15 protein-coding genes are annotated in these 17056 nt (G+C 57.8%); 11 read left to right on the top strand and 4 right to left on the bottom strand.

From position 1 onward, the window contains the following. Positions 1–4: 4 nt before the first annotated feature. Genes O3S85_RS06820 through O3S85_RS06805 form a run of 4 tightly spaced genes read right to left on the bottom strand, consistent with a single transcriptional unit; the run spans position 5 to position 4072 of the window. Positions 5–1456: a WecB/TagA/CpsF family glycosyltransferase gene (locus tag O3S85_RS06820; protein WP_269539109.1), complete on the bottom strand. Its 1452-nt coding sequence runs from the start codon at positions 1454–1456 to the stop codon at positions 5–7. Further along, positions 1443–2666 (bottom strand): glycosyltransferase, encoded by a 1224-nt coding sequence (locus tag O3S85_RS06815; RefSeq protein WP_269539108.1) that lies wholly within the window; start codon positions 2664–2666, stop codon positions 1443–1445. The genes O3S85_RS06820 and O3S85_RS06815 overlap by 14 nt, the downstream gene beginning before the upstream one ends. A 4-nt stretch (positions 2667–2670) precedes the next feature. Further along, the gene (locus O3S85_RS06810; RefSeq protein ID WP_269539106.1) at positions 2671–3756 is read right to left on the bottom strand and encodes a hypothetical protein; all 1086 of its coding nucleotides are present in this window, start codon (positions 3754–3756) and stop codon (positions 2671–2673) included. Between the two features lie 4 nt (positions 3757–3760). Then, complete coding sequence (locus O3S85_RS06805; protein ID WP_269539105.1) at positions 3761–4072, bottom strand: STAS domain-containing protein; 312 nt, start codon at positions 4070–4072, stop codon at positions 3761–3763. Positions 4073–4169: 97 nt separating this feature from the next. Between O3S85_RS06805 and O3S85_RS06800 the strand changes: the two genes are divergently transcribed. From O3S85_RS06800 to O3S85_RS06750, 11 genes are read left to right on the top strand one after another with little or no spacing between them, the layout of a single operon-like run. Next, positions 4170–4898, top strand: coding sequence for a sugar transferase (locus O3S85_RS06800; protein ID WP_332107535.1), 729 nt, complete (start codon positions 4170–4172; stop codon positions 4896–4898). 4 nt (positions 4899–4902) lie between these two features. Then, positions 4903–6048 carry a nucleotidyltransferase family protein gene (locus O3S85_RS06795; RefSeq protein WP_269539103.1) on the top strand — a complete coding sequence of 382 codons (1146 nt, stop codon included), beginning with the start codon at positions 4903–4905 and terminating at the stop codon, positions 6046–6048. A gap of 9 nt (positions 6049–6057) precedes the next feature. Continuing rightward, positions 6058–6591 (top strand): heme NO-binding domain-containing protein, encoded by a 534-nt coding sequence (locus O3S85_RS06790; RefSeq protein ID WP_269539101.1) that lies wholly within the window; start codon positions 6058–6060, stop codon positions 6589–6591. Between the two features lie 12 nt (positions 6592–6603). After that, positions 6604–9009, top strand: a complete 2406-nt coding sequence (locus O3S85_RS06785; protein ID WP_269539100.1) for an ATP-binding protein — start codon at positions 6604–6606, stop codon at positions 9007–9009. Positions 9010–9011: 2 nt separating this feature from the next. Continuing rightward, positions 9012–10112: a sensor histidine kinase gene (locus O3S85_RS06780; RefSeq protein WP_269539098.1), complete on the top strand. Its 1101-nt coding sequence runs from the start codon at positions 9012–9014 to the stop codon at positions 10110–10112. Continuing rightward, the gene (locus tag O3S85_RS06775) at positions 10102–11835 is read left to right on the top strand and encodes an ATP-binding SpoIIE family protein phosphatase (protein ID WP_269539097.1); all 1734 of its coding nucleotides are present in this window, start codon (positions 10102–10104) and stop codon (positions 11833–11835) included. Before O3S85_RS06780 ends, O3S85_RS06775 begins: the two co-directional genes overlap by 11 nt. Beyond that, complete coding sequence (locus O3S85_RS06770; protein ID WP_269539096.1) at positions 11828–12196, top strand: response regulator; 369 nt, start codon at positions 11828–11830, stop codon at positions 12194–12196. Before O3S85_RS06775 ends, O3S85_RS06770 begins: the two co-directional genes overlap by 8 nt. Beyond that, a complete protein-coding gene (locus O3S85_RS06765) occupies positions 12193–13350 on the top strand; it encodes an alkaline phosphatase family protein (RefSeq protein WP_269539095.1) in 1158 nt (385 codons plus the stop codon). Before O3S85_RS06770 ends, O3S85_RS06765 begins: the two co-directional genes overlap by 4 nt. Continuing rightward, positions 13337–14932 (top strand): DHHA2 domain-containing protein, encoded by a 1596-nt coding sequence (locus tag O3S85_RS06760; RefSeq protein ID WP_269539093.1) that lies wholly within the window; start codon positions 13337–13339, stop codon positions 14930–14932. The genes O3S85_RS06765 and O3S85_RS06760 overlap by 14 nt, the downstream gene beginning before the upstream one ends. Then, positions 14929–16176, top strand: coding sequence for a glycosyltransferase family 4 protein (locus O3S85_RS06755; RefSeq protein ID WP_269539091.1), 1248 nt, complete (start codon positions 14929–14931; stop codon positions 16174–16176). The genes O3S85_RS06760 and O3S85_RS06755 overlap by 4 nt, the downstream gene beginning before the upstream one ends. Continuing rightward, positions 16173–17054, top strand: a complete 882-nt coding sequence (locus tag O3S85_RS06750; protein WP_269539089.1) for a glycosyltransferase family 2 protein — start codon at positions 16173–16175, stop codon at positions 17052–17054. The genes O3S85_RS06755 and O3S85_RS06750 overlap by 4 nt, the downstream gene beginning before the upstream one ends. Positions 17055–17056 lie beyond the last annotated feature (2 nt).

Below are 17056 nucleotides of genomic sequence, written 5' to 3'. Positions count from 1 at the left end.
GACTTTAATAGCTTACCTTTCCCTCGCGGTGCTCGGGCAGGAATTCGGTCAACCGAAGCAAGTGAACGATGCGTTTAACCGGTGGACTCGGCGCAATTAGCTCCACCTTGCCGCCGCGATCGTTCATACGGCGATAAGCCGTGAGTAGAGCCGTGATGCCGCTACTGTCGACAAAGACCACCTTGGACGCATCGATGAGTAGCAGCTTTGCCGACGGGTTGGCGTCGATCAGATCCGTAAGCTGCTGGGTCAGGTGCTTGTAGTTTGTGTTGTCGTGAATTTCTTTCAGTTGGTAGCGGAGGGCCTCGGTTGCTTCGGTGGTGGCGGTGGCACCGGTGGTCAGCGCAATGGCGTAGTCGGCCTCGTTCTGGTAAAATTCAAACAATGAATCCAGGCGCACGGCCTTGAGCGCTTTGACGACGATGTCTGCCGCCGACAGAATTGCAAAGGACTGCTCGTGCTCACGCGCTTGCCGGGCCATGCCGGCCAGTGCGCCCATGCCGGCGCTGTCAATGAAGTCGACATCGCTCATGTCGAGCAGCACGGGTTGATCCCAGCTGTCGGGCACGGGAAGTTGGTCGATGGTCGCGCGCTCGGCCGAGCCGTGCCAGACCAGCCGTTGATACTCTGCCGGGGTTGGCTCGGGCGCTGGTTTGATCGCGGGGGCCGGTTCGCGGCGGCGCTTGGAGAGCCATTGCTGAAGCGTCACCCAGGCAAGGAAGAAGAAGTCGCGCGTGTAGCGGCTGAGCAAGCGCTTGGGGTTGGTGCCCAGACGCCATAGCCACTCCAAGCCGGTCTTTTGCATCCACATCGGTGCGCGGACTTGTTTTCCGGAAACGAAGTCCAGCGAAGCACCGATACCGATGCTCAGCGCAGCTCCCGTGCGCTGATGAAAAAGGTAAATCCAATCCTCCTGCTTGGGGCAGCCCAGGGCGACGAGCAGTAGATCCGTTTTGGCGTCCTGGATTCGCTGAACGACGCCTTCGTTATCCCAGTCCTGCACCTTGCCCATCGGGGGTGATTCAAAGCCGGCAATTTCGAGGTCGGGCATCTTATCTTTCAATATTTCGACGGTTTCGCCGAGGGTCTTGTCATCACTGCCGAAGAAGTAAACGCGCTTGTTTGTTTGGGCACAGATTTCGAGCAGCTTTGGGGTGAGGTCGGAGCCGGCAATGCGCTCGCGCAGCGGGTGGCCAAGGATGCGGGAAATCCAGACCAGCGGCATGCCGTCGCACACGACGCGCTTGGCGTAAAACAAGATCTTGCGCAAATGCTCGTCCTCATAAGCTTGCGCAGCGAAGTCCACATTGGCCGTTACGAAGTAATCGGCTCGTCGGTTGTTGAGCGCACGGCGGCACTCTTCAAGAGCCTCCTCCATCGTGAGATCGTGAAAGGGGAGGCCGAGCAGCACCGCGATGGGCGGCTCCAGTGGGTCGATGGGATTAGGCGGGCTCATGGCTTGGGAGAAGGCGGTTAAGTTGGTCGATCAGGCGTCCGCCGAGGGCGGTCCACGTGTAGGCTCCGAGGACTTTGGCGCGTCCGGCTTGGGCGAGTTGTTGGCGGAGGGCTTGGTCGTTCATCAGTTGATGGCAGGCTTGGGCAAAGTCTTCGGCGGTGTCGGCAAGCAGGAGCTCCTGTCGATGTGCGAGCTCCAGGCCCTGGGCACCAAGGGTGGTCGAGACCACGGGGTTTTCCATCGAGAGGCCTTCAACGATTTTTAATCGCGTGCCGCCGCCAATGCGCAGGGGCACAATCTGCATCCAGGCTTTTTGGTAAAATGGGCGGACGTCCGGCACCTCGCCTTCGAAGATGACGCCCGGCTCTTTGGCGTATGATTTCACCTCGTCGGTCGGATTTTTGCCCACGAGAATAAGCTGGTAGTCCGGCTGAAGCTCCAGGATTCGGTGGTGGACCGCCTCAAAATACCAGCGCATCGCGTCGGTGTTGGGCGTGTAGTCGAGGGCACCGCAGAAGAGCGCACTGGGAAACTCCGTGGGCTGCGGTGGCCAGTTGTCGGCGTTAAAGAAATCGGTGTTCGCGCCGTTGGGCAGCACAAAGGTTTTGCCCGGCTGGCCCAGACGCGCGTCGAGGAATTCCTTGTCCTCCAAACCGCACACGACTTCGAGCTGAATGCTCTCAATCACCTCCCGCTCCGCGCGCGCGATCTTAAATAAATTCTCCCGCCGCATGAAGCGGCCCCAGGCGGTGTCGTCGAGTGTGGCGAGCTCTTCCTGCTGGAACAGCCAGTCGACACGGCTGCGGTCCATGACGAGGCAGGGGTGGTCGGCGAAGAACTTTTTCACGTAAGGCCAAAGCACGATATCGACCCAAAACACGGCGTCGTAGTCCTGCCCGGCGATGAACTCGCCCAGTGCGTTTTCGACATCGTCTGAATGCCAGTGGCGAATCGTGGTTGGCTGGGGGTGCCACACGCGGTCTGTCCAAAAGGATGGCCAGGGCGGATGCGCAAAATGGCTGAACTCAACGCGGTGGCACATTGCCGCAAAGCGGTCATGATGCTCGGCGTCCTCGGCTTCGCTGGAGAGGCAAAACAGATCGAGCTGAAAGGCTCCGGCAAGTTGTTCAGTCAGGTGGAAAACGCGCTGGAAAGTCCCCCGCCGAATGGGAAATGGAACGTAGGGCAAGATAACCAGCAGCCGGTTCATGAGATTAACTGTAATAGTTCCACCAAGTTTCGTAAACACTGGATGTTGATTTCCAGTCAGTATTTTTAATCGGCAAATTTTGCTTTACCTGATCCCAGTCGGGCTGGTCGGCATTTAGCTGCACCAGGGCGCGCATGAGTGCGCCGCGCGGGTAGTCGCCGTAGGGGCGCAGGGCCGCGCCGCGCTTGAGCCGGTCGCGCACCGCGAGCAGCAGGCAACGTAAGGCCGACTCCTCGGGGAAAAGGCGGCGAGCCGACTTGGCGTAGTCATCTGCATTCTCGAATGCGCAGCCGAGGCGTTTCCCTTCTATATTAATATAGACAGTTTGCCAGAGCGCGCGCATCTGTGCATTTTGTGCGGCGAGATCGAGATCGGCTGGCGGTTCCTCTGGGCGCTGCTTGAAGGCGACACCGGTCGCGTGAAGCGCGCGAATCTCGTCCGTGGCCAACGGCGAGTCGAGCTGGGCAAAGCGCTCGCCGCGGATTTCGCAATAGGCGTTATGCTGGCCGGCCATGCAGAGGATCGCGTCGCCCAGAGCGATGGCCAGTTTCATGTGCTGGCGGTAGATGAAGCCGCGTGCGTCCGGTTCATCCAATCGGCAGCGGGCAAAGAACAAGCCGCTACCACGATTCCAGAGGAGGCGGGTGGCCTCGATAGGCGCGATGAGGGCCGGGTCCATTTTGTCCTGCCATTCGGCAAGATAATTTTGCGGTCCGGTGACGACGAGGCAGCCCTTGACCAAGTCGTGAAACATCATGGACTTCTCGGCACCGTTTAAGTTACCCGGTGGCAGACAGGTGACTTCCACATCAATGCCGAGAGCCGCGCTTTCGACTTTCTCAAAGTCGCGCACCTCGCGGAGTAGCTCGGGATTCTCCGGCTCAGACGTGAAGAGAAAATAGTCGAGGTCGTTGTAGAGTTGCGGTTCGTCGTCCGCTAAATAGACCCCGCCTTCACCGCGGCCATAACCGCCGCCAAGAATCAGTGATTCGATCAAGTCGTTGTCCGCGAAGCGCTCCTGCGCGCGCGCGACGTGCGCATCCAGTTTGTCCAACAGGGAAGGGAATGTCCCGTTGAAGAAACGGCGCATTGGCTCAGCTTTCTAGCTTAAAGACGGTGTTGAGGCGTAAGAGTTCGACCACGCTGAGCACTTCCGGGCGCAGATTTTTTAAGGCGAGTGGGCGCACTTCCTTGCTCAGCGAGTTATTTAAATGCAGCAGGGCTCCGAGGCCGGAACTGTCGATGAATTCCAGCTTAGCGCAATCGACGAGGACGTTTCCGCTGGAGGGTAATTGGGTGCGGCTCAGCTCTTGTTTAAACTCCGCAGCATTGGCGGCCTCAAGATGAGTTGCCAGCAGCTGGATAACCAATACCTCGCCTTGATCCTGTGTTTCAAATATTGGCATGATATGTCTCGTGGGGTAAATTCTATCAGTAAATGATCATTCTTTCCTTGGCAAGGCAAGCTTAGAACTATTTATTGGTTATCAAGGATTAACGGTCATGGCCGATGATATTTCCAACCCCGCTCTTGATGAGTTCTGGCTCTCTCAAGAAGGCCAAGTCGAATTGGCTAAATGGCGGAAAGCCATGCGCCGAAAAATTAAACTTTGGCGACTGACCATTGCATTAAGCGAGGGAGGAAAAAGGGCCCTAGACGTCATCGGCTCGGCTGTAGCGCTTTTGATATTTTCCCCTATTTTTGCGGTAACCGCAATAATGATCAAGTTAGAGGATCGCGGCCCGGTTTTCTTTTCGCAGACGCGGGTCGGGGAAGCCGGTCGAGCGTTTCAGTGCCTTAAGTTTCGCTCCATGGTGATCAACGCCGACCAGATCAAGCATGAGCTGGCGGAGCAGAATCAGCACGAGACCGGGGTGACCTTTAAGATGAAGGATGACCCGCGCATCACCAAGGTCGGTAAATATATACGCAAATTGTCCATCGACGAGTTTCCGCAGTTCTACAATGTGCTGCGTGGCGACATGTCCCTGGTCGGGCCACGACCACCGGTGCCCAAGGAAGTCGCCGAGTATAAGGCGTTTCATTTGCGTCGGTTGATGGTCAAGCCCGGCATCACCTGCCTGTGGCAAATCGGAGGTCGCGCCGAGATCGACTTCGAGGGGCAAGTGCGGCTGGACTTGCAATACATCGGTTCGCAAAGCCTGAAGCAGGATATATTAATATTACTTAAAACAGTGCCTGCCGTGGTGCTTGGAAAGGGTGCCTATTAACGCCATGCCGGTAGCTGCTACGGAGTCCGCCGTTCTTTCACTGGTTTGCCCGGATTGGCGTGAGCAGGAGCATGCCTTGCGCTTGCCGGATCCGTTTGTCTTGTGGCCGGTGGGTGACCAGCCGCTGCTTTACCATTGGTTCGACTACGCGCTGGATCAGGGCTATAAGCATGTGCGCGTATCTGTTGCGGATCGTCCGCATCGCGTGCGCGAAGCCGTTAAAGAAGCGACGCTTTGGCCGATCATTATTGAAGTGGTTACCGTATCGCAGGCGGACGCCAGCCACGGCAAAGTAATGAGTGGTCTGCCCGATGGTGAAGCACCCGATGGCTTCGCCTCGGAGTGGGAGCTGATGGACCACTGGCAGGCGCTTGATCGGGCATGGCTGGAGTCGACGAATGACGAGGACCTCGATGTTAATTTGTCCGTTGGCCGACTTTGCCGTATTCATCCGTCAGTTAAGCTGAATCCGCCCTACCTTATCGGTGATTACGTGGCGATCGGGCCAGGCTCTGTCATTGGGCCCAATGCGGTTGTTGGCAGCGGGTCGCTGGTGGCGGAGGATACCGTGGTCCGTGACGCCCGGCTGATGCCACACAGCTTCCTCGGTGCTCACTTGACTCTGGAAAACGCCATCCTCTACGGGCGCGTATTATATAGCTGCAAAAACCGCGCGCGTCTGGAACGCATAGAATCGTTTATTGCTGATTCGATTGCGCCGCCGGATAATCAAGTCCCGTGGTCCGAACGCTGGGCGGCGCTCTGGTATTGGTTTAAGTTTCGCTCGTTGCTCTACTTTGGGCTACCATCGCATGATGCGCGGATCGCGCTCAATGGCACGAGCTACCCCGGCCCGGCCAGCCTGCCGCTTTGGCTGGAGCGTTTGCCCTGGCTGTGGGAGGCCGCCTGCGGGCGAATGCGCTTGTATGGTCCGCTGCCGCGCTCGGATGAGCAGCTCGACGCGCTGCCGCCAGACTGGCAATCGATTTTACGCGAGGCCAAGCCTGGTGCCATCGCCTACAGCGACTGCCTGGGCTGTCATGACCCCGACGACCCGACCGAGGCCTTGCATGCGGTTTATCAAGTCACCCATCCGGAGCACACCCGGACGCAGTGCGCAATTTATCTCCAGCAACTAACCCATCACTAAGGATCAAGAATGAAAGGAATGGTATTCACCGAGCTTCTGGACATGGTCGAGGAGAAGTTCGGCATCAACATGGTCGACTCCATCATCGCGGATGCAGACCTGCCAGTCTCCAAGGGAGTTTACACGGCGGTTGGTACCTACCCGCATGAGGAAGTGGTCTCCCTGGTCATGCAGCTCAGCAAGCACAGCGGTATTGCTCCGGATGAGTTGCTTAAGATTTACGGTGAGCATCTTTTCGGGCGATTCCATGGCGCTTACCCGCAGTTCTTTCATGGTGCCACGGATGCCTTTGGCTTCCTCTCCAGTATCGACCAATATATTCATGTGGAAGTCCGCAAGCTTTACCCTGACGCCGAGTTGCCGCACTTCGAGTGTGAGCGCGATGGCGACACCATGAAGATGATCTACAGCTCAAGCCGCCACATGGAAGATTTCGCCGAGGGTCTTATTCGCGGCTGTCTCAAACACTTTAACGAAACCGCAACCATCAGCCGGGAAAGCATTAGCGACGATACCTCCGTATTTACCCTGACGAGGGGCTAGTTAATCGCGAGTATGATTGAAGAAATTGAGAAGTGGAGAAAACGATACGACCGGGAGCGCAATGCCCGGAAGGAGGCGGAGCGCTTGCTGGAGGATAAGGCGCTGCGTCTGTTTGAAAAAAATCGCGAACTGGAAGAGCTCAGCGGCAAGCTTGCCCAAACCGTGGAACGCCGCACCCAGGAGCTGCGCTACTCAACCAGCAAACTCCGGGAGGAGGAGCAGCGTCTGGCCTCATTGGCGCAGACATTTCCCGGGGTTATCTTTCAGTGGTTTGAGCGCGAAAACGGCGAGTGTGGCCTTTACTATGTGAGCCAGCGTTCGGAGCAGGTATTCGGCTTTAAGGCGGATGCCGCGATCAGAGATTGGCGTGCCATTCAGATACACCCGGACGACGTTTCTGCCTGGCGTGAGTCGATTGATGAAGCGATGAGGACCATGCAGGATTGGCGATTCGTTGGCCGCATGATCACTCCCTCGGGCGAAGTCAAGTGGTGGCAAGGCGATAGTAAGCCCCAGCGTATTTCACCAAACGAAATTGTCTTTAATGGCGTGATGCTCGACATCACCGAGCAGAAAAAAGCGGAGGCGCAAATCCGCCGTCTGTCGCTTGTGGCGAGTAAGACCATGAACGGCGTGGTCATTACGGATGAAAGCGGTCGGGTGGTCTGGATTAATCAGGCTTTTGAGAATATCACCGGTTATACGCTCGACGAGATGCGGGGGCGAAAACCCGGAGAAATGCTCCAGGGTCCATTGACCGATAAGGACACCGTTGCCGAGATCGGCCAGCAACTGAAGAGCCAAAAAGCATTTTCCGCCGAACTGCTCAACTACCATAAAAATGGCAACACCTATTGGCTCCGCGTGGACGTGAACCCGCTCTACGATGATAAAGGAGAGCTGACTAATTACATTGGCATCGAGACCGACATCACCAAGCAGAAGGAAACGGAAACGGCGCTCAAACTTGCCTCTGAACACGCGCGCGAAGCGGCGGAAGAAGCCAACCGCGCCAACCAGGCCAAAAGCCGTTTTCTGGCCAACATGAGTCACGAAATTCGCACCCCGCTCAATGGTGTGCTCGGCTACACGCAGGTGCTCGGCATGCGCAATGATCTGCCCGCCGACGCTGCGGAAATGATCTCCTCCATCGGGCGTAGTGGTGAGCACTTGCTGCACTTGATCAACGACATCCTGGATTTATCGAAAATCGAGGCAGGCAAGTTCCAACTCACAGATGCGGACGTGCTGTTGCAGGAGGTCTTGCGCGACATGGACGACATGTTCTCGCCGAATGCGGAGCTTAAGTCGGTGACTTACACCGTGACACCCTGGGACTTTAATCAGGACCAACCGCTCGAGGAAATTTTTTACTTCCAGGCAGATGAACGCGCGATACGCCAAGTGTTGCTGAATCTCGTGGGCAACGCGATCAAGTTCACCACAAACGGACGCGTAACGCTCAAGGGCGGGCCTTGCGGGGAGACACTCAAGTTCGTCGTGCAAGACACTGGTGCCGGCATTCCGGAAGAGGATCAACAGCGTGTATTTGAAACGTTCGAGCAGTCCGGTGGCAAGAAAACCGCGGAAGGCACCGGCCTGGGCCTGCCGATTTGCCGCAAGCTGATCGAGCTTATGGAGGGCAGTATTTATCTCGAATCAAAGCTGGGCGAGGGCTCGTGCTTTTGGTTTGAGATACCCTATTTGCCACCCAAGGAGTCGCACTCGGAATACATCCCTGCGCGCAAACTTGGGCGCGTGCGCTTTCAGGGAGAGCAGCGTTCGGTGCTCGTGGTGGACGACGATGACAACAGCCGCCGCGTGACCAAGGAATTGCTCGTTGCCGCTGGTTTCCAGGTGGAGTCTGCGTCTTCGGGTAAGGAAGCGCTGGACTTGATGCATCGTGATTTACCCGACCTGGTCGCCAGCGATTTACTGATGCCGGAGATGGACGGCTTTGAGCTCTGCCACCGCATCATGTGCGATCCCATTTTGCGCAACGTGCCGGTCATCGCCGTCTCCGCGAGCGTCATGCAAAACGAGGAGAACGAGGTGCGGCTCCGGCCGTTTGCTGCGTTTGTCGCCAAGCCGGTGAAGGCCGATGACCTTTATCAAAAAGTGGGCGAGGTGCTCGGCATTGATTGGGAAAGCCTCGATGATGAGCCCGTCAGGCAGAAAACTACCGCTGCCGATCGGAGCGAAATGGCCACGCCGTCTGCCGACATTTTGCAGGCATTGCTGAACCTTGCAGAAGAGGGCGATATCTTAGCTTTGCAAGACAAAGTAAGTGAGCTCTCCGCCGAAGATGAAGCCTGCCAGGACTTCTACTCGCACCTTTCCGACCTCGCCGCCCAATTTCAAAGCCAAGCTCTGGAGGACATCCTCAATCAAGCCCTTGGCAAAGCCAACTCTGCATAATCATGTCTGAAGAATCTCCTGCAACCCTCCTCGTCGTGGATGACAATCCCACGAATCTGGCCGTGGTTTGCGCGCACTTGGCCAAGAGTGGCTACCGCATGCTCACGGCGGAAAACGCCCGTAGTGCCTTGCGCCGCTTGGACCGTGTGGAACCCGACTTGATGCTGCTCGACGTGATGATGCCCGACATGGATGGCTTTGAGCTCGCTCATGAAATTCGCAAGCGAGAGGATTATCACGGGCAGCCGATTATCTTCATGACGGCTTTGGACGACATGGATAGCAAGCTGTCGGGCTTTGCTGCCGGCGGGGTGGATTACATCACCAAGCCCATCCAGCACGAGGAGCTAATGGTGCGCGTGAAGACCCATTTGGAGGTGAGTCAATTACGCGAGGCGCTGCGCCAGGAGAATGCCAAAAAAGACGAGTTAATCAGCCAGCTCGACGCCTACGACATGACCGTTGCGCATGACTTGAAGAACCCCATTGGAGGCATTGCCTCGGCGGTGGAGACCTTTGAAATGATCGAAGATCTGACCGGCGACGAAGCCCGTGAGATTGTTGAAATGATTAAGCTCGGTGCCAACCATGCACAGAACATCATCAACGGCCTGTTGTCTTTTGCGCGCTTTCGCAAAGGCGTCGTGGAGCTGTCGACTGTGGATATGCAGGCGCTGGTAAAACAGTCACTGGAATCGTTAGCGACTTTGATAGAGGAGTACGATGCGGAGGTCCGGATCGAGGGTGAAATTCCACCGGCTTACGGTTATGCACCCTGGTTGTCCGAAGTTTGGACCAACCTGATTAGCAACGCCATTAAATACGGTGGCCGTCCGCCCGTTGTCATCATTAACGCTAAGTCGACCGATGATAAAATCAGCTACACCGTTCACGATAATGGCAACGGCCTGCCCGATGATCACGAAGAGCTTTTCAAACCGTTTTCCCGTGGTCAGAGCGCCTACATCGAGGGCACGGGCTTGGGCCTGACGATTGTCGAGCGCATCATCCGCCGGCTGAGCGGCTCGATTCTGGCGGACAATGATCCCGAAGGCGGGGCCACTTTGACTTTCTATTTACCCAAACCAGAGAATGCCGACTAACCCCTCATTCTTTTTGCAAACCGATACGGTGACTTCCCAACGAGCCCGCGTGCAGGCTGCGGTAGGTGTCACGCCGTTGGCCCGTCAGAAGTTTGTTACCTTCCTCGAGTCGTGCGAACTCCCGACGGACGAAATTAATGGCTGGAAGTTGATCTTCACCGAGCTGTTGACCAATGCGATTGTCCATGGGGCGAAGGAAAACCCGGCAGCAGAAATTATGGTCGAATGGTCGCTGACGCGCAGCGTGGTCAGGCTATCCATCCAAGACCCGGGCACGGGGCCGGCAACTGCCAGGGGTGAAGGCAACCTGCCGGAAGACATCGAGCAGGAGAACGGGCGTGGTCGCTTTTTAATCAAGTCGTTTGTCGATAGTTTGCAGGAGTGGCATGGCCCCTCCGGCTATCGTGTCGACGTGGAAAAGCACTGCGCGGAGTCCGTTGGCATTGAGCCGCCGTCCGATGAAATGCAGTCCATTCTTAATGAACTCTCTGCGAGCTACGAAGGGCTGGCGGCGTTTTATCAACTCAGCGAATCGTTGGTGAAGTCCGACTCGCTCAGTAGTTTTCTGGAAAGTAGCTTAACCAATGTTCGCGGTAATTCCGATTTGGATTATCTACAAATTATTCCCAATGGTAAGCTGCCGGTTTATGTGATGAGCCAGTTGGAAAAGGTGAGCTCCGTCATGCCGGAAGAGGCAGTCACCGATGAGGTGCTGGAGCTGGTCCGCCGCAACTGCGAAATCATCTGGGAAGACGAGCATCAGCGCAATGACCTCAATGCGAGCATCCCGCTGCTTAGCGAGTTCAGCTCCGGCTGCCTGTTGCCGATCACTTCAGAAACGCAATTCTTCGGCATGCTCGCGGCTGGTCGCATTAGTACCGAGAAGCGTTTGGTCTCCTCGCATGTGAACAACCTGCGGACCTTTGCCGAAATCTTTGGCATCTCGATTGCGAACTTTATTTCCACAACGATCCGTCAAGAGGCGGAGAAGGACTTGCGCGAGTTCGAGATCGCGGCCGACATCCAGCAGCACCTGCTCCCCGTTCGCCAGCCGACGAATGTCATGAAGCAAAATGTGCGCGTGTTCCAGCGCGTCGCGCAGAACGTCGCCGGTGACTTTGCGGAGTATTGTCAGGACCGGCTGGGCAACCACTACGTAACCATTATCGACGTGATGGGCAAGGGCGTCTCCGCCGCGCTGCTGGGGATCATTTATCGCGCCGCGTTCAATCTGCTCCTCGACAACCCCAAGCCATTGCCCGTGATGCTTCAGCAGATCGGCCGCATCCTCAACCACATGCTGGGCGACCTGACGATGTTCATCACGGTGACCATTCTTCGTTGGAGTGACGATGCCGACATTTGCGAGCACGTGAACGCCGGGCATTGCCCCACAATCCGCATTACGAAGAACGGAGACGTACAGGAATTCGAGCCGTCGGGCCCGCCCATTGGGCTGATGCCGTCATTCACCTACACGTCGGACGTTATCGAGATGGGCCCCGAGGATCGCATCGTCATGGTATCCGATGGCTGTTACGAATGGCGCTATCGCGGTGAGCTCTACGGCTGGGAGCGCCTTATCGAGCTGATGCGATCCAGCAATTATCAAAGTGGTGCCGCCCTCTGGCGGGACCTGTGCGATGTGATGGATGAAGACTCCAGCACAGACGCATTGAGTGATGACATAACCATGGTATTTATAAGACAGAACAATGAGTGAAATTATCGTAGTCGACGACGACGTAACCATGATCCGGCTCGTGCAGCTACACCTGCGGCGCACGAAGATCAAAGGGCATTTCTTTCAATCCGGCGACCAATGTCTCAAGGCGGCACCGAGCCTGAAGCTTGACCTGGCTTTGCTGGACTATGACCTCCCCGACACCAAGGGCACCGAGCTGATGAAGGCCCTCCGCGCGATGCCAGGCAATGAATCCCTGCCGGTGTTGATCTTTACCGCGCGCACCAGCAGTGAGCTCATGCCGGTGTTAAACGATTCCGGCGCGAGTGGCGTCATGTCCAAGCCCTTCAGCCCTGCGAACTTGATTCGCCAAATTCAAAGCCTTTTACCCGCCGAGTGAAACCACGCGTCGACGTGTTTATCTTTGCTGACGCCCTCGGTTGGAAGATCGCCGAGGAGCGGGACTTTATGCGCGAACTTTTCCCGGTGCGCAACCCCTGCCAGACGCTCTTCGGTTACTCGTCTACTTGCGACCCCACCATCCTGACCGGCGCGCTGCCTTGCGACCACGGGCACTTCTCCTTCTTTGTAAAGGCCGAGGGCGAGTCCCCTTTTCGCGATTTGGGTAAGCTTGGCTTCCTGCCGCAAAAACTCGCCGGGCATCACCGCGTGCGCAACCGGGTCAGCCGATACTTTGCCACCAAGCTTGGCTACACCGGCTACTTTCAACTCTACAGCGTGCCCTTTGGGCGACTGCCATACCTCGACTACACGGAGAAAAAAGACATCTACGAACCAGGCGGGATCATCGGTGGACAGCGTACGATTTTTGAGCATTGGCAGGAGTCGGGCAAAGCCTGGATCCGCTCCGACTGGCGTGCGGGCGACGCCGCGAACATTGCCCAAGCCAAGGACGCTCTCGCCAAAGGCGACATTGAGCTAATGTATCTTTTCACCGCGGGCCTTGATGCGACGATGCACAAATACGGCCCAACGGGACCGGGCGTCGATGCCGCCTTTGACCAGTTTGCGAACGCCCTGCGCGAGCTGCATGCAACTGCCGCCAAAAGCTACCGCGAGGTACGCCTGCATTTGTTTAGTGACCACGGCATGGCCAAGGTGACGACGGCCTCGGACATGTTGCGTCGCTGGAGTGAGGTTGACCTGCTTTACGGCGTGGACTACGTGGCCGTGTGGGACTCCACCATGGTGCGTTTCTGGTTCCTCAACGACCACGCGCGCAAGGTAACAACGGCATGGCTCCAGGCGCAGCCTGATGGAAAAATCGTGACCGATGCCGAGCTGGAGGCGGGCGGTTGCCTGTTCCCCAACCGCCGCTACGGCGAGCTCTTTTACCTGCTGCCCGCAGGGAGCCTGTTCGTGCCTTCGTTTATGAATATGGGCTTCGTGACCGGCATGCATGGCTACGATCCCGCGCATCCGGACAGCACGGCTTGCTGGCTGGCCACACACGAAACCTTGCCCGTCGCACAGTTGACTGATATCTTCCCCGTCATGCGAGAAGCCGCGAACTCAACCCATGTCTGTGAATAATATTTTCGTCACTGGTCACCAGAATCCCGACACCGATTCGCTGGTGTCGGCGCACGTGTTTGCTTGGATGCTTGGGCATGGGGAGGACGCGATTGCCGCCACTGCGCTGCGCCTGGGTGACCCCAATCCGCAAAGCGCCTGGCTCTTCGAAACTGCCGGTGAGCCCTTGCCGGTTTTTCGCGAAGACTGCCGCCCCACGATTCGTGAAACGTGTGCCAAGGCATTGACGATTGCGCCCGACGCACCACTCTCGGCCGCCCTGCGATTGCTCCGCGAAAAGCGGGCTCCGGTCATCGTGGTGCAAGACGATAAGGGCGAGATTCAGGGCATCATCAGCGACCGTATGCCGCGCGTGAATTATCTGCTCAGTGCGAATATCGAGGACATGCTCGGCGCGCTCTTGCAGTGGCACCACCTCGTGGAAAGCCTGCCGTTAAACTCCCTCAACGGGGTCCCCGTCAACGTCGAACCTACGGGAATGCGCTTCGTCAGCGGTGAGCAGCCTGGCCCGAACGACATTTTAGTAACTGGTCCGCATCCGGTCGATCCGGCGCAGCTGCTCGCGCAAAAGCCGGCGGCGATCATCGTCGTTGGCCCGGAGCGTTGCCCTGAGCTGGAGGAGCAAACGGAGACGCCGGTCTTTAGTTATCACGGCAGCGCATTTGCGTTTTGCGCGAGCCTGGGCGGCTGTATCCCATGCCGCAACGCGATGGAAACCGACTTTGCCACGATCGACTGCGACGAGGTGCTCATGGTGCAAAAGCACGCCATCGCCGATGCCGATTACGGCTTGTTGGCGGTGGACGCCGCGGGCGACTTGGTCGGCGTGGTGACGACGCAGGAGCTTGCCGACACCCACCGTGCACGTGTGGCCTTGGTCGATCATTTTGAAAAAGCGCAGAGCATCAAAGGGCTCGACGAAGCGGTGGTCACGGCGATTGTCGACCACCACCGCATTGGCGACATCGAAACGAGCGAGCCGGTGGACATCGATTGCCGCATCTGGGGATCCACGGCCAGCATCCTCTTTGCACGTTGCCGGGAAATGGGCATTACCGTCCCGGCCTCGAAGGCGCGGCTGCTGCTGGGTGCCTTGATCTCCGACACGCTGCTTTTGCAATCACCCACGACCCGCGAACAGGACCGCCGCATCGCCCGTGACTTGGCCAGCCTTGCGGGCGTCGATTTGCAAGAGTTCGGGTTGGAAGTACTGCGTCGCAACGATCGCTTGGTCTCGGCGAAAGCGAGCGAGTTAGTCAAGGCCGACTGCAAGGCCTTCACCCATGACAAGCGCCAGTTCTTGGCGGCGCAAATTGAAACCGTCGACCTGAATGCGCTGACTGGAGACCGCGCGCGAGAGCTGGAAATGTCCCTGCGCGAATCGCTCAATGGCCACGACTTCGCCGTGCTGATGATCACCGATGTGCTCAAGCAAACCAGTCGCCTCAGTGTGCTGGCACCCAGTGACGAGTGGCCGCGCAAGTTGTCCCCCGAAGCCAACAGCGAGCCATGGCTGGCGGATGGATTTGTCTCCCGCAAGAAGCAGCTCATTCCCTACATCCTGCAACGGCTGGACCAATGAAGGACCGCACGATCATCCATGTTCCGCGACGCTTCGCCCTCGATGAATGGGGCGGCACGGAATCGGTGATTTACAACCTCTGTCGGCAGCAACAAGCCGCTGGTTGGCAGCCGGAGATTCACACTTCGCGCGCGCTGGCACCCAAGCCCGTCGAGACGTGGCGCGACATTTCGATCCGCCGCTATAATTATACCTATCCATTTTTCGGATTAAGCGATGCGGAGCGGCTGGCACTCGACAAGAAGGGTGGCAACCTGCTTTCGCTATCGCTGCTGGCCGGATTGGCGTGCCACAAAGGTGTGCGCATCTTTCACGCGCATGTGACCAAGCGCATGGGGGCCACGGTCCGCACTGCCGCGCGCCTGCGCAAGCGGCCGTTTGTGGTCACGCTGCATGGAAATATATTCGACGTGCCCAAGGACGAGGCGCAGTCCGTTGTGGCCGCGCAGCAGGGGCACTTCGAGTGGGGGCGTCCGTTTGGGCTGCTGCTCGGCAGTCGGCATTTGCTGGAAAATGCGGATGCGATAATCTGCGTTGGCTATTCCGAATACGAAGCGGCAAAGGAAAAGCTCCCCGCTGATCGTGTGCATCATTTGCCCAACGGCGTGGAGCCGGGAAACTTGACCGGCGGTTACCGCAGCGCCGCACGTGAGCGCCTCGGCATCAAGCCGGATGATTTCCTTTTTGGCTGCATCAGCCGGCTCGATCCGCAGAAAAACCAAAAGCTGCTCCTCGAGGCCTGGTTGTGTGTGCGCGCGCAAAAGCCCAACGCACGTCTGCTGCTTTGCGGGCCTGCGACCAACGCCGACTACGCGCGCGAGCTGGAGCAGCTCATTGAAGAATCCGGCTTCGCCAGCGATGTGCATTTGCTGCCCGCAGTCGAGGTGGAGAGCCAGGCGCACAAGGATCTGCTCGCGGCGTTGGACTGCTTTGTCCTCGCTTCGCGGCATGAGCCTTTTGGCATTGTCGTGCTGGAAGCGTGGGCGACGAAGACGCCCGTCATCGCGTCGGCCGTTGGCGGTTTGCAGCGCCTCGTGACGCACGAACAGACTGGCTTGCATTTTCCCAGTGGCGATGTCGAGGCGCTGGCCACCCGCATGCGGCAGCTCATCGATGAGCCCGGACTGGGTGAGCGGCTGGCGTGCGCCGGCCAGGCCGAAGTCCAGGAACGCTACACGTGGCAAACGATCGCCGCGGAACAGGAGTCCATTTACCAACAAGCGGAGGAGCGCTACCCATCATGAATAACCTGCCCGAATCCATCAGCCTGGTCATGCGCTCTTACAACGAGGCGTGGGCCATTGGCGACACGCTCAAGAGCGTGTTCGATCAAGACTATCCGGGGAAAATCGAACTCATCGTGATCGACAGCGCCTCGACGGACGGCTCGCACGAGATCATCCGGCAGTTCGACCCGTTTGCCTTTGAAATTCTGGAGCCTGGAACTTACGTGCCCGGCAAGGTGCTCAACCGCGGCATGCAGTTGGCGACGAATGAGTGGGTTGTTTATCTTAACAGCGACGCCACGCCCGCCAACCGGCAGTGGCTCAGCGAACTGCTCAAGACCGCACTTGCTACGCCCAATCTCGGCTCGGCTTTTAGCCGACAGATACCGCGCGACGATTGCCAGGCGGTCTTTGCGCACGACTACGACCGCTGCTTTGGCCCAAACCGCGAGAGTGTCAACTGGCCGAACTTTTTCAGCATGGTCAGCTGCATCACATCGAAAACGATTTGGAGCGAATTCCCGTTTCGCGAAGACCTGCAATATGCCGAGGACGATGAGTGGTCGCGCCGCATGAAAGACGCTGGCCGCGAGATCGTCCTCGCTGAGAAATCCATCGCGATCCATTCGCACAACTACACGCTGGCGCAGTCCTACAAGCGTGCGCGGGGTGACGCCGTGGCGGTGTCCAAGGCCGGGCACGCGAACCCCGTTGGCAACAAGCCGAAGTTCCTCTTGATGGGCACGGTTAAAGACGCGTTGGCCGACTTCAAATACTGCCAGCGCGAGGGCCGCCTTGGCGAATGGCCGCACGCGATTGGTGTTCGCTGGCAGCAGCGCCGGGGACGCGCCGATGGCTACGAAGCCGGTGCTGCCGAACGAAAATCCAGCCACTAGTC

The sequence above is a fragment of the Cerasicoccus sp. TK19100 genome (genome assembly GCF_027257155.1).
Lineage (GTDB): Bacteria > Verrucomicrobiota > Verrucomicrobiia > Opitutales > Cerasicoccaceae > Cerasicoccus > Cerasicoccus fimbriatus.
Note: the sequence above shows the minus strand (reverse complement) of the source record. Positions and strands in the feature narration are given on the sequence as shown.